Genomic DNA, 13,425 nt, shown 5'->3' on the forward strand with positions numbered 1-13,425 from the left:
TAGATCCTGAAACCGTATGCGTACAAGCAGTGGGAGCAGACTTTGTTCTGTGACTGCGTACCTTTTGTATAATGGGTCAGCGACTTATATTCAGTGGCGAGCTTAACCGAATAGGGGAGGCGTAGCGAAAGCGAGTCTTAATAGGGCGTTTAGTCGCTGGGTATAGACCCGAAACCGGGCGATCTATCCATGGGCAGGTTGAAGGTTAGGTAACACTGACTGGAGGACCGAACCGACTACCGTTGAAAAGTTAGCGGATGACCTGTGGATCGGAGTGAAAGGCTAATCAAGCTCGGAGATAGCTGGTTCTCCTCGAAAGCTATTTAGGTAGCGCCTCACGTATCACTCCAGGGGGTAGAGCACTGTTTCGGCTAGGGGGTCATCCCGACTTACCAAACCGATGCAAACTCCGAATACCTGGAAGTGCCGAGCGTGGGAGACACACGGCGGGTGCTAACGTCCGTCGTGAAAAGGGAAACAACCCAGACCGTCAGCTAAGGTCCCAAAGTCATGGTTAAGTGGGAAACGATGTGGGAAGGCTTAGACAGCTAGGAGGTTGGCTTAGAAGCAGCCACCCTTTAAAGAAAGCGTAATAGCTCACTAGTCGAGTCGGCCTGCGCGGAAGATGTAACGGGGCTCAAACCATGCACCGAAGCTACGGGTATCACGTAAGTGATGCGGTAGAGGAGCGTTCTGTAAGCCTGTGAAGGTGAGTTGAGAAGCTTGCTGGAGGTATCAGAAGTGCGAATGCTGACATGAGTAACGACAATGGGTGTGAAAAACACCCACGCCGAAAGACCAAGGTTTCCTGCGCAACGTTAATCGACGCAGGGTTAGTCGGTCCCTAAGGCGAGGCTGAAAAGCGTAGTCGATGGAAAACAGGTTAATATTCCTGTACTTCTGGTTATTGCGATGGAGGGACGGAGAAGGCTAGGCCAGCTTGGCGTTGGTTGTCCAAGTTTAAGGTGGTAGGCTGAGATCTTAGGTAAATCCGGGATCTTAAGGCCGAGAGCTGATGACGAGTGTCCTTTAGGACGCGAAGTGGTTGATGCCATGCTTCCAAGAAAAGCTTCTAAGCTTCAGATAACCAGGAACCGTACCCCAAACCGACACAGGTGGTTAGGTAGAGAATACCAAGGCGCTTGAGAGAACTCGGGTGAAGGAACTAGGCAAAATGGCACCGTAACTTCGGGAGAAGGTGCGCCGGTGAGGGTGAAGGACTTGCTCCGTAAGCCCATGCCGGTCGAAGATACCAGGCCGCTGCGACTGTTTATTAAAAACACAGCACTCTGCAAACACGAAAGTGGACGTATAGGGTGTGACGCCTGCCCGGTGCCGGAAGGTTAATTGATGGGGTTAGCTAACGCGAAGCTCTTGATCGAAGCCCCGGTAAACGGCGGCCGTAACTATAACGGTCCTAAGGTAGCGAAATTCCTTGTCGGGTAAGTTCCGACCTGCACGAATGGCGTAACGATGGCGGCGCTGTCTCCACCCGAGACTCAGTGAAATTGAAATCGCTGTGAAGATGCAGTGTATCCGCGGCTAGACGGAAAGACCCCGTGAACCTTTACTATAGCTTTGCACTGGACTTTGAATTTGCTTGTGTAGGATAGGTGGGAGGCTTTGAAGCGTGAACGCCAGTTTGCGTGGAGCCATTCTTGAAATACCACCCTGGCAACTTTGAGGTTCTAACTCAGGTCCGTTATCCGGATCGAGGACAGTGTATGGTGGGTAGTTTGACTGGGGCGGTCTCCTCCTAAAGAGTAACGGAGGAGTACGAAGGTGCGCTCAGACCGGTCGGAAATCGGTCGCAGAGTATAAAGGCAAAAGCGCGCTTGACTGCGAGACAGACACGTCGAGCAGGTACGAAAGTAGGTCTTAGTGATCCGGTGGTTCTGTATGGAAGGGCCATCGCTCAACGGATAAAAGGTACTCCGGGGATAACAGGCTGATACCGCCCAAGAGTTCATATCGACGGCGGTGTTTGGCACCTCGATGTCGGCTCATCACATCCTGGGGCTGAAGCCGGTCCCAAGGGTATGGCTGTTCGCCATTTAAAGTGGTACGCGAGCTGGGTTTAGAACGTCGTGAGACAGTTCGGTCCCTATCTGCCGTGGACGTTTGAGATTTGAGAGGGGCTGCTCCTAGTACGAGAGGACCGGAGTGGACGAACCTCTGGTGTTCCGGTTGTCACGCCAGTGGCATTGCCGGGTAGCTATGTTCGGAAAAGATAACCGCTGAAAGCATCTAAGCGGGAAACTTGCCTCAAGATGAGATCTCACTGGAACCTTGAGTTCCCTGAAGGGCCGTCGAAGACTACGACGTTGATAGGTGGGGTGTGTAAGCGCTGTGAGGCGTTGAGCTAACCCATACTAATTGCCCGTGAGGCTTGACCATATAACACCCAAGCAATTTGCGTCGAATGAGCAGATTGCGGTATATGAAGACGAAGTGAACCGAAAGTTTGCAACGCACAAATACCTGAATCACATACCCGAATTCGCTGGAGCGTGACCCGCAAGGGCTACGAGCTGGCTACCGAATTTCTTGACGACCATAGAGCATTGGAACCACCTGATCCCATCCCGAACTCAGAAGTGAAACGATGCATCGCCGATGGTAGTGTGGGGTTTCCCCATGTGAGAGTAGGTCATCGTCAAGATTAAATTCCAAAACCCCAATTGCGAAAGCGGTTGGGGTTTTGTCTTTGTGGCGTTGGCAAGTCCGGTGCGGAGCTTGAGGGCCTCTTCGCGGGCAAGCCCTACTCCTACAATACTTCGTCGTCCATACAGGTTGTGCTCGCCACCCGTCTGTAGGAGCAGGGCTTGCCCGCGAAGAGGCCGCCACAACCGACACAAGACCCAAGGGGGCTTGTCGGGACGCCGCACCGCCCCGCTGGGCTGCAAGGCAGCCCCAACCCCAGCCCCTCCTGCCCATGTTTTCTATGCAATGAACCGGCTCATGGCTATCATGCGTGCCTCATTGTGAGGCGAAATCTGCATGCTGACCTTGTTAAAACTCCTGAAAGACGGCCGGTTCCACTCCGGAGAGGCGCTTGGGGCTGCGTTGGGCGTCAGTCGCAGCGCGGTGTGGAAGCAACTTCAGCAGTTGGAGGCGGAACTCGGACTGTCGATCCACAAGGTTCGTGGACGTGGTTATCAACTGGCTTCTCCTCTGATCCTGCTCGATGAGCAGGCAATAGCAGGGGCCGGGCCTTCTCCTGCCTGGCCTGTACGTGTCTATGACTCCATTGATTCGACCAATGCCGAGGCATTGCGGCTGGTTGATCAGGGCACGCCTGCGCCGTTCATTGTCGTTGCCGAGCGTCAGTCGTCCGGCCGTGGTCGTCGTGGGCGGCAGTGGATCAGTCCTTTTGCGGAAAACATCTATTACAGCCTGCTGTTGAGGATCGATGGCGGCATGCGCCAGCTCGAAGGTCTGAGCCTCGTCGTTGGCCTGGCAGTCCTGCATGCCCTGCGTGAGCACGGGCTGGCAGGGGTAGGGTTGAAGTGGCCAAATGACGTCCTGGTCGGGCGCAAGAAGATCGCCGGCATCCTGTTGGAGCTGGTCGGTGATCCCGCAGATGTCTGTCACGTGGTGTTGGGTATCGGCATCAACGCCAACATGCAGGTCGCCGAGCAGATCGATCAGCCCTGGACGTCCCTGCGGGCCGAGTCGGGCCACTCTGTCGATCGTAATCGGCTGGTCTCCTCTCTCAGTCAAAAGCTCCAGGAATACCTGGAACTGCATCGGGAGGCTGGTTTTTCCGCCATACAGGCAGAGTGGGAGCGCAATCACCTCTGGCAGGGGCGGGAAGTGTCCCTGGTTGCCGGCGTCAAGAGTGTCAATGGCACCGTCTTGGGCATTGATCAGCAGGGGGCGCTGCGCCTGAAGGTCGACGGTGTCGAGAGAATCTTCAGTGGTGGTGAGCTCAGCCTGAGGTTGCGCGATGATTCTTGAGCTCGATTGCGGGAACAGCTTCATTAAATGGCGCATTATCCGGACGAGTTGTCTGGATGTGGTGGCTGGCGGAGTTGTCGATTCGGATCTGGCGTTGCTGCAGCGCCTTCGCGAAGAGGCCGGCCTGGCTCTGGTTTGGTGTCGTCTGGTCAGCGTGCGCACGGAGGACGAGACTCGCCGCCTGGTTGCGGCGCTTTCCGATGCCTTTGGGGTTGACGTCGCGTGTGCGCAGCCTGCCGAGGAAATGGCGGGCGTACGCAATGGCTACAGGGCACATGAGCGCCTGGGGCTCGATCGTTGGCTGGCGATGCTGGGCGGCTTTCGTCTAGCTGGCGGTCCTTGCCTGGTGCTGGATCTGGGGACTGCAGTCACTGCTGATTTCATCGATGCGGACGGTTTGCACCTGGGAGGCTTTATTTGTCCTGGAATGCAGTTGATGCGTAACCAGTTGCGTACCCATACTCGACGTATCCGTTACGACGATGTCGCTGCCGAGCGAGCATTGGCCAGCCTGGCCCCGGGGCGGGAAACTGTAGAAGCGGTAGAGCGTGGCTGCTTGTTGATGCTGCGCGGATTTATCCTGACCCAGCTGCAGCAGGCTCGTGAGTATTGGGGGGATGACTTCAAGGTGTTCCTCACTGGAGGTGACGCAGTGCTGGTCAACGAGATGGTGCCCGGCGCTCGCTGGGTGCCCGATCTGGTATTTGTCGGCTTGGCGATAGCCTGCCCGTTGAGTTGAGGTTCATATGCGTTGGCTGTTTCTGCTGTTGCTGGTGCTCAATGGTGTCTATTACGTCTGGCATCAGCAGGAAGCTCCCCTGAAGGCCAAGGAGGTGGCTCCACTGTCGCTGTATCGTAGCGGTCACCAGGATATCCAGCTGTTGAGCGAGTCGGATAACGCCGGTGCTCGTAAAACGGCTGCGAAGGATCAGGACGCCGAGTTGGAATGCCTTTACCTGGGTGGGGTGTCGCGCCAGGAGGTGGCCCAGTCGATCCAGCAGCGCCTGCAGGGCCTGGATATCAAGACCAGGGTGCAGCGCGTGAATGTTCCCGATTCACCTGGCTATTGGGTTCGTGTCGCGCCTGAGAGCCGGCGTTTGCTGGACGATGCGCAGCTGCAGAATCTTGTTAAAGAATTCAATGAGTTAAAACATAAAATAATGTTGTGCGAGGGTATTGCAGGTGTCGAATAGTTTGCATAGAATGGCGCCCGCTCCGCAGCGAAGACCTCTAGAGGGATTAGCCACGAAGCAGCGTCAATGCAACTAACCTCATAATTTTAAATGAGAAATTGCTTGACAGAGGTTCAGCATGATGTAGAATGCGTCTCACATTGGAGGGGTTCCCGAGCGGCCAAAGGGATCAGACTGTAAATCTGACGTCTCAGACTTCGAAGGTTCGAATCCTTCTCCCTCCACCATAATTTCAGCGGAAGCAGCAAGCTCCGCGGGTATAGTTTAGTGGTAGAACCTCAGCCTTCCAAGCTGATGATGCGGGTTCGATTCCCGCTACCCGCTCCAAGTTTTCTGGTTTTGCAAAGTGTTTCGCTCTTGTAGCTCAGTTGGTAGAGCACACCCTTGGTAAGGGTGAGGTCAGCGGTTCAAATCCGCTCAAGAGCTCCATACAGACAAGGCGGATATGCAAATATCCGCCTTTGTTTTAAGTGGTTGTAGTTGTTGCAATGTCTCTGTCTGGTCGGCATAATGGTCGGCCTGATTCAAGTTTTAGGTCAGTAGCTCAATTGGCAGAGCGACGGTCTCCAAAACCGTAGGTTGGGGGTTCGATTCCCTCCTGACCTGCCAGATTCACTCGATGTGTCTGGCTTTCTTCTCACAGGATCCTCGTAGATGACCACCAACACCGAAGCCCAAGGCTCTCGCTTAGATCTTCTCAAGTGGCTCGTTGTAGTCGCGCTGGTGGTTGTTGGTGTGGTGGGTAACCAGTATTACGCTGGGTCGCCGATCCTGTATCGCGTACTTGCATTGCTCGTCATTGCTGCTGTCGCTGCCTATGTGGGCCTGCAGACTGCCAAGGGCAAGTCGTTCTTCGTACTGCTCAAGGAAGCCCGCACCGAGATTCGTAAAGTCGTATGGCCGACTCGCCAAGAAACCACCCAGACCACTTTGATTGTCGTGGCTGTGGTCCTGGTTATGGCGTTGCTGCTGTGGGGTCTCGACTCCCTGCTCGGCTGGATTGTTTCCTTGATTGTTGGCTAAGGGTGTCCCGTGGCTAAGCGTTGGTACGTTGTGCATGCTTACTCCGGTTACGAGAAGCATGTCATGCGCTCGTTGATCGAGCGAGTAAAGCTGGCAGGCATGGAAGATGGCTTCGGCGAAATTCTGGTCCCTACTGAAGAAGTAGTGGAAATGCGTAATGGCCAGAAGCGCAAGAGTGAGCGCAAATTCTTCCCTGGCTATGTGCTGGTACAGATGGATATGAACGAGGGTACTTGGCACTTGGTCAAGGATACTCCTCGGGTGATGGGTTTCATCGGTGGTACTGCCGACAAGCCTGCGCCAATTACCGACAAAGAGGCTGAGGCCATTCTGCGTCGCGTTGCCGATGGTAGCGACAAGCCCAAGCCAAAGACTCTGTTCGAGCCGGGCGAAGTGGTACGTGTTACCGACGGTCCGTTCGCAGATTTCAACGGCACAGTCGAAGAAGTTAACTACGAAAAGAGCCGGATCCAGGTCGCGGTGCTCATTTTCGGTCGCTCTACTCCGGTGGAGCTGGAGTTCAGCCAGGTCGAAAAGGTCTAGCTGGGCAAGCATCCCAACCCCACAGTCCAAGGCTGTGGGGTTTTGTCGTCACTGGGATAAACGCGCAAGTAACCGGGGAGCCTCTCGAGGCGTTCGAACCCGTAATTGGAGTGCCTCATGGCCAAGAAGATTACCGCTTACATCAAGCTGCAAGTGAAGGCCGCCCAGGCCAACCCTAGCCCACCCGTCGGTCCAGCTCTGGGTCAGCACGGCGTGAACATCATGGAATTCTGCAAGGCCTTCAACGCCCGTACCCAAGGTATCGAGCCAGGTCTGCCGACTCCAGTGATCATCACTGTCTACAGCGACCGTAGCTTCACTTTCGAAACCAAGTCGACTCCGGCTTCGGTTCTGCTGAAGAAAGCTGCTGGCCTGACCAGCGGTTCCGCACGTCCTAACACTGTTAAGGTTGGCACCGTGACCCGTGCCCAGCTGGAAGAGATCGCGAAAACCAAAAACGCCGATCTGACTGCAGCTGATATGGATGCAGCCGTGCGTACCATCGCCGGTTCTGCTCGTAGCATGGGCCTTAACGTGGAGGGTGTGTAATGGCTAAGCTGACCAAGCGCCAAAAGGCTATCGCCGGCAAAATCGAAGCAGGCAAGGCCTACAGCTTTGTAGACGCCGCTGCTCTGCTGACCGAGCTGTCGACTGTCAAGTTCAGCGAGTCCGTTGACGTTGCTGTAAACCTGGGCGTTGACCCACGTAAATCCGACCAGGTCGTACGTAGCGCTACCGTGCTGCCACACGGCACTGGCAAGACCGTTCGCGTTGCCGTGTTCACCCAGGGTCCAGCTGCTGAAGCTGCTCTGGCTGCTGGCGCCGACCGCGTTGGTATGGATGACCTGGCTGCCGAAATGAAAGGCGGCGACCTGAACTATGACGTCGTCATCGCTTCCCCGGATGCAATGCGCGTTGTAGGTCAACTGGGTCAGGTTCTGGGTCCACGCGGCCTGATGCCTAACCCGAAAGTCGGTACCGTAACTCCAGACGTCGCCAACGCTGTCAAGAACGCCAAGGCTGGTCAGGTTCGTTATCGCACCGACAAAAACGGCATTATCCACACTTCCGTTGGCAAGATCGGCTTCGACGCCGTCAAGCTGAAGGAAAACGTTGAAGCCCTGATCGCTGACCTGAAGCGTATCAAGCCAGCTTCCTCGAAAGGTATCTACGTCAAGCGCGTTACCCTGAGCACCACCATGGGCCCAGGTCTGGTCATCGACCAAAGCTCGCTGGACGCGTAAGACAAGCATGGGGGCAAGCGATTGCCCTCATTGAAAAATTGGGGTCCCTGCCTGGCGGGGGCTATCCAAGACCGTAGGCGGCGAAAGCCTTAAACCTCAAGCCTACGCAGATGGTGCTCCCGGTTCCTTACCGAATCAGACACCAAAACGACATCAGGCCCTGGCCTGATGAAACGGTAACAAGCAGGAGTTAAACCCGTGGCAATTAATCTCGAAGACAAGAAGGCCATCGTCGCTGAAGTCAACGAGGCTGCCAAAGTCGCTCTGTCCGCTGTCGTGGCTGATGCCCGTGGCGTAACAGTAGGCGCAATGACCGGACTCCGTAAAGAGGCTCGTGAAGCTGGCGTATACGTACGTGTCGTACGTAACACCCTGCTCAAGCGCGCTGTTGCCGACACTGAATACAGTGTCCTCAACGACGTGTTCACCGGCCCGACCCTGATTGCATTCTCCAACGAACATCCGGGCGCTGCTGCCCGTATCTTCAAAGAGTTTGCCAAGGGTCAGGACAAGTTCGAGATCAAGGCAGCTGCGTTCGAGGGCAAGTTCCTCGCAGCGAATCAGATCGACGTACTGGCAACTCTGCCGACCCGCGACGAAGCAATTTCTCAGCTGATGAGCGTGATTCAAGGCGCTACCAGCAAGTTGGCTCGTACTCTGGCGGCAATTCGCGACCAGAAAGAAGCTGCAGCAGCCTGAGGCTGAGCACTTCCTCTCTCGCGTATTTTTGTTTATTTCGATGGCCTTGCAGGCTGTCCCCCAATTCAGGAATTGAGTCATGTCTCTGACTAACGAACAAATCATCGAAGCGATCGGCCAGAAATCCGTAGTGGAAATCGTTGAGCTGATCAAGGCGATGGAAGAAACCTTCGGTGTTACCGCTGCTGCCGCTTCGGCTGGCCCAGCTGTTGCTGCCGCTGCTGTTGAAGAACAAACCGAGTTCAACGTTGTCCTGGTTGAAGCCGGCGAGAAGAAAGTCAACGTGATCAAGGCCGTTCGTGAACTGACCGGTCTGGGCCTGAAAGAAGCCAAAGAGAAAGTTGACGGCGCTCCTCAGGTTGTCGCTGAAGGCGTTTCGAAAGAAGCTGCTGAAGACGCCAAGAAGAAGCTGGAAGAAGCAGGCGCCAAAGTCGAGCTCAAGTAAGCTCAGACCTTGCGTCTCCGGCCCAAGCGTTAAGCGAAAGGCTGATGGCTGGTGGCTCTTGCCACCGGCCTTTTTCCGTTATTGGCGACCGGCTCGGTCGGCGCCATTAACGTGCTTCACCCACCCGAAGTGGTGGCGCAGACCAAGGGGTCTGCACGATTTTCTGGCTGCTCCCGTCGGGAGAAGCCAAACAAGCAGGTGACCAAGCTGGGGAACGCTGATGGCTTACTCATATACTGAGAAAAAACGTATCCGCAAGGACTTTAGCAAGTTGCCGGACGTCATGGACGTACCGTACCTCCTGGCTATCCAGCTGGATTCGTATCGCGAATTCTTGCAGGCGGGCGCGACCAAGGACCAGTTCCGTGACGTCGGTCTGCATGCGGCCTTCAAATCCGTTTTCCCGATCATCAGCTACTCCGGCAACGCTGCTCTGGAGTACGTTGGCTATCGTTTGGGCGAACCGGCCTTTGACGTCAAGGAATGCGTATTGCGCGGTGTAACCTACGCGGTTCCGCTGCGGGTGAAAGTGCGCCTGATCATTTTCGACAAAGAATCGTCGAACAAAGCGATCAAGGACATCAAAGAGCAAGAAGTCTACATGGGTGAAATCCCCCTGATGACTGAGAACGGTACCTTCGTTATCAACGGTACCGAGCGCGTAATCGTTTCCCAGCTGCACCGTTCCCCGGGCGTGTTCTTCGACCACGACCGCGGCAAGACGCACAGCTCCGGCAAACTGCTGTACTCCGCGCGTATCATTCCTTACCGTGGTTCGTGGCTGGACTTCGAGTTCGACCCGAAAGACTGCGTGTTCGTGCGTATCGACCGTCGCCGCAAGCTGCCAGCTTCCGTGCTGCTGCGCGCGCTGGGCTACAGCACCGAAGAAGTTCTCGATGCGTTCTACACCACCAACGTGTTCCACGTTAAGGGCGAGACCCTGAGCCTGGAGCTGGTGCCTCAGCGCCTGCGTGGTGAAATCGCTGTTCTCGACATCCAGGATGGCAACGGCAAGGTTATTGTCGAGCAGGGTCGTCGTATCACCGCTCGTCACATCAACCAGCTGGAAAAGGCCGGTGTCAAAGAGCTGGAAGTACCGCTGGACTACGTCCTCGGCCGTACTACCGCCAAGGCTATCGTGCACCCGGCTACCGGTGAAATCCTGGCTGAATGCAACACCGAGCTGAACACCGAACTGCTGGCCAAGATGGCCAAGGCGCAGGTCGTTCGTATCGAAACGTTGTACACCAACGACATCGACTGCGGTCCGTTCATCTCCGACACCCTGAAGATCGACTCCACCAGCAACCAACTGGAAGCGCTGGTCGAGATCTATCGCATGATGCGTCCTGGCGAGCCGCCAACCAAGGATGCTGCCGAGACCCTGTTCAACAACCTGTTCTTCAGCGCCGAGCGGTACGACCTGTCCGCCGTTGGCCGCATGAAGTTCAACCGTCGTATCGGTCGCACCGAGATCGAAGGTTCGGGCGTGCTGTGCAAGGAAGATATCGTCGAGGTTCTCAAGACCCTGGTCGATATCCGTAACGGCAAAGGCATCGTCGACGACATCGACCACCTGGGTAACCGTCGCGTACGTTGCGTCGGCGAGATGGCCGAGAACCAGTTCCGTGTTGGCCTGGTGCGTGTTGAGCGCGCGGTCAAGGAACGTCTGTCGATGGCTGAAAGCGAAGGCCTGATGCCGCAAGACCTGATCAACGCCAAGCCAGTGGCTGCGGCGGTGAAGGAGTTCTTCGGTTCCAGCCAGCTGTCGCAGTTCATGGACCAGAACAACCCGCTCTCCGAGATCACTCACAAGCGCCGTGTTTCCGCACTCGGCCCAGGTGGCCTGACCCGTGAGCGCGCAGGCTTCGAAGTCCGTGACGTACACCCGACCCACTACGGTCGTGTATGTCCGATCGAAACCCCTGAAGGTCCGAACATCGGCCTGATCAACTCCCTGGCGGCCTATGCCCGCACCAACCAGTACGGCTTCCTGGAAAGCCCGTACCGCGTGGTTAAAGAGGGTGTGGTCACCGACGACATCGTGTTCCTGTCCGCCATCGAAGAAGCCGATCACGTGATCGCGCAGGCTTCGGCGACCATGAACGAACAGAAAGTGCTGGTCGACGAGCTGGTAGCCGTTCGTCACCTGAACGAATTCACCGTCAAGGCGCCGGAAGACGTCACCCTGATGGACGTTTCGCCGAAGCAGGTAGTTTCGGTTGCTGCGTCGCTGATTCCGTTCCTCGAGCACGACGACGCCAACCGTGCGTTGATGGGTTCGAACATGCAGCGCCAGGCTGTACCAACCCTGCGTGCCGACAAGCCGCTGGTCGGTACTGGTATGGAGCGTAACGTTGCCCGTGACTCCGGCGTTTGCGTCGTGGCTCGTCGTGGCGGCGTGATCGACTCCGTCGATGCCAGCCGTATCGTGGTTCGTGTTGCCGATGACGAAGTTGAACCAGGCGAAGCCGGTGTCGACATCTACAACCTGACCAAATACACCCGCTCGAACCAGAACACCTGCATCAACCAGCGTCCGCTGGTGAGCAAGGGTGATCGCGTTCAGCGTAGCGACATCATGGCCGACGGCCCGTCCACCGACATGGGTGAACTGGCACTGGGTCAGAACATGCGCATCGCCTTCATGGCGTGGAACGGCTTCAACTTCGAAGACTCCATCTGCCTGTCGGAACGCGTTGTTCAGGAAGACCGCTTCACCACGATCCACATCCAGGAACTGACCTGTGTGGCCCGCGACACCAAGCTTGGTCCAGAGGAAATCACCGCAGACATCCCGAACGTGGGTGAAGCTGCGCTGAACAAACTGGACGAAGCCGGTATCGTCTACGTTGGTGCCGAAGTCGGCCCTGGCGACATCCTGGTTGGCAAGGTCACTCCGAAAGGCGAGACCCAACTGACTCCGGAAGAAAAGCTGCTGCGCGCAATCTTCGGTGAGAAGGCCAGCGACGTTAAAGACACTTCCCTGCGCGTGCCAACCGGCACCAAGGGTACCGTCATCGACGTCCAGGTTTTCACCCGTGATGGCGTTGAGCGTGACAGCCGTGCCCTGTCCATCGAGAAGAGCCAGCTCGACGAGATCCGCAAGGACCTCAACGAGGAGTTCCGCATCGTTGAAGGCGCGACCTTCGAGCGTCTGCGTTCGGCCCTGGTTGGTCACACCGTCGAAGGCGGTGCAGGCCTGAAGAAAGGCCAGGAGATCACCAACGAAGTTCTCGACGGTCTCGAGCATGGCCAGTGGTTCAAGCTGCGCATGACCGAAGACGCTCTGAACGAGCAGCTCGAGAAGGCCCAGGCCTACATCGTTGATCGCCGCCGTCTGCTGGACGACAAGTTCGAAGACAAGAAGCGCAAGCTGCAGCAGGGCGATGACCTGGCTCCGGGCGTACTGAAGATCGTCAAGGTCTACCTGGCAATCCGTCGTCGCATCCAGCCGGGCGACAAGATGGCCGGTCGTCACGGTAACAAGGGTGTGGTCTCCGTGATCATGCCGGTCGAAGACATGCCGCACGACGCCAACGGTACTCCAGTCGACGTGGTTCTTAACCCGTTGGGCGTACCTTCACGTATGAACGTCGGTCAGATCCTCGAAACCCACCTGGGCCTCGCGGCCAAGGGCCTGGGCGAGAAGATCAACCGCATGCTCGAAGAGCAGCGCAAGGTCGCTGACCTGCGTAAGTTCCTGCACGAGATCTACAACGAGATCGGCGGTCGCAACGAAGAGCTGGACAGCTTCTCCGACCAGGAAATCCTGGATCTGGCGAAGAACCTGAAGGGCGGCGTTCCAATGGCTACCCCAGTGTTCGACGGTGCCAAGGAAGTTGAAATCAAGGCCATGCTGAAACTGGCTGACCTGCCAGAAAGCGGCCAGATGCAGCTGTTCGACGGCCGTACCGGCAACAAGTTCGAGCGTCCGGTTACCGTTGGCTACATGTACATGCTGAAGCTGAACCACTTGGTAGACGACAAGATGCACGCTCGTTCTACCGGTTCTTACAGCCTGGTTACCCAGCAGCCGCTGGGTGGTAAGGCGCAGTTCGGTGGTCAGCGTTTCGGGGAGATGGAGGTCTGGGCACTGGAAGCGTACGGTGCCGCATACACTCTGCAAGAAATGCTCACAGTGAAGTCGGACGATGTGAACGGTCGGACCAAGATGTACAAAAACATCGTGGACGGCGATCACCGTATGGAGCCGGGCATGCCCGAGTCTTTCAACGTGTTGATCAAGGAAATTCGTTCCCTCGGCATCGATATCGATCTGGAAACCGAATAACACGTGACGCGATCGAGAGCGGGG

10 protein-coding genes, 4 tRNA genes and 2 rRNA genes (1 of these 16 cut by a window edge) are annotated in these 13,425 nt (G+C 56.4%); all 16 read left to right on the forward strand.

Going from position 1 to position 13,425, the window contains the following annotated elements; genetic code table 11:
* Window positions 1-2,397, forward strand: a 23S ribosomal RNA gene (locus tag AC6I6U_RS06680); it begins 494 nt to the left of the window's first position.
* 149 nt (window positions 2,398-2,546) lie between these two features.
* A 5S ribosomal RNA gene (rrf, locus tag AC6I6U_RS06685) occupies window positions 2,547-2,662 on the forward strand.
* A 338-nt stretch (window positions 2,663-3,000) separates the two neighbouring features.
* Window positions 3,001-3,960, forward strand: a complete 960-nt coding sequence (gene birA, locus AC6I6U_RS06690) for a bifunctional biotin--[acetyl-CoA-carboxylase] ligase/biotin operon repressor BirA (protein ID WP_497881237.1) — start codon at window positions 3,001-3,003, stop codon at window positions 3,958-3,960.
* Window positions 3,950-4,699, forward strand: a complete 750-nt coding sequence (locus AC6I6U_RS06695) for a pantothenate kinase (protein WP_497881238.1) — start codon at window positions 3,950-3,952, stop codon at window positions 4,697-4,699. Before birA ends, AC6I6U_RS06695 begins: the two co-directional genes overlap by 11 nt.
* 7 nt (window positions 4,700-4,706) lie before the next feature.
* The gene (locus AC6I6U_RS06700; RefSeq protein WP_497881239.1) at window positions 4,707-5,153 is read left to right on the forward strand and encodes an SPOR domain-containing protein; all 447 of its coding nucleotides are present in this window, start codon (window positions 4,707-4,709) and stop codon (window positions 5,151-5,153) included.
* Between the two features lie 142 nt (window positions 5,154-5,295).
* Window positions 5,296-5,380 (forward strand) — tRNA-Tyr (locus AC6I6U_RS06705).
* A 26-nt stretch (window positions 5,381-5,406) separates the two neighbouring features.
* Window positions 5,407-5,480 (forward strand) — tRNA-Gly (locus tag AC6I6U_RS06710).
* 26 nt (window positions 5,481-5,506) lie between these two features.
* Window positions 5,507-5,582: transfer RNA gene (locus AC6I6U_RS06715), tRNA-Thr, on the forward strand.
* 104 nt (window positions 5,583-5,686) lie between these two features.
* A tRNA-Trp gene (locus AC6I6U_RS06720) sits at window positions 5,687-5,762 on the forward strand.
* A gap of 45 nt (window positions 5,763-5,807) precedes the next feature.
* A complete protein-coding gene (gene secE / locus AC6I6U_RS06725) occupies window positions 5,808-6,176 on the forward strand; it encodes a preprotein translocase subunit SecE (RefSeq protein WP_010443973.1) in 369 nt (122 codons plus the stop codon).
* Between the two features lie 9 nt (window positions 6,177-6,185).
* A complete protein-coding gene (gene nusG / locus AC6I6U_RS06730) occupies window positions 6,186-6,719 on the forward strand; it encodes a transcription termination/antitermination protein NusG (protein ID WP_010443972.1) in 534 nt (177 codons plus the stop codon).
* A 117-nt stretch (window positions 6,720-6,836) separates the two neighbouring features.
* Window positions 6,837-7,268 (forward strand): 50S ribosomal protein L11, encoded by a 432-nt coding sequence (gene rplK / locus AC6I6U_RS06735; RefSeq protein ID WP_003210097.1) that lies wholly within the window; start codon window positions 6,837-6,839, stop codon window positions 7,266-7,268.
* Window positions 7,268-7,963: a 50S ribosomal protein L1 gene (gene rplA, locus AC6I6U_RS06740; protein ID WP_497881240.1), complete on the forward strand. Its 696-nt coding sequence runs from the start codon at window positions 7,268-7,270 to the stop codon at window positions 7,961-7,963. Before rplK ends, rplA begins: the two co-directional genes overlap by 1 nt.
* 198 nt (window positions 7,964-8,161) lie before the next feature.
* A complete protein-coding gene (gene rplJ, locus AC6I6U_RS06745) occupies window positions 8,162-8,662 on the forward strand; it encodes a 50S ribosomal protein L10 (protein WP_497881241.1) in 501 nt (166 codons plus the stop codon).
* 79 nt (window positions 8,663-8,741) lie between these two features.
* Window positions 8,742-9,107, forward strand: coding sequence for a 50S ribosomal protein L7/L12 (gene rplL, locus AC6I6U_RS06750; RefSeq protein WP_041074960.1), 366 nt, complete (start codon window positions 8,742-8,744; stop codon window positions 9,105-9,107).
* Window positions 9,108-9,327: 220 nt separating this feature from the next.
* Entirely contained in the window at window positions 9,328-13,401 is a 4,074-nt protein-coding gene (gene rpoB / locus AC6I6U_RS06755; protein ID WP_186683174.1) for a DNA-directed RNA polymerase subunit beta, read from the forward strand.
* Window positions 13,402-13,425: the final 24 nt, after the last annotated feature.

It is taken from the genome of Pseudomonas sp. UTLPPB19802 (assembly GCF_059730225.1).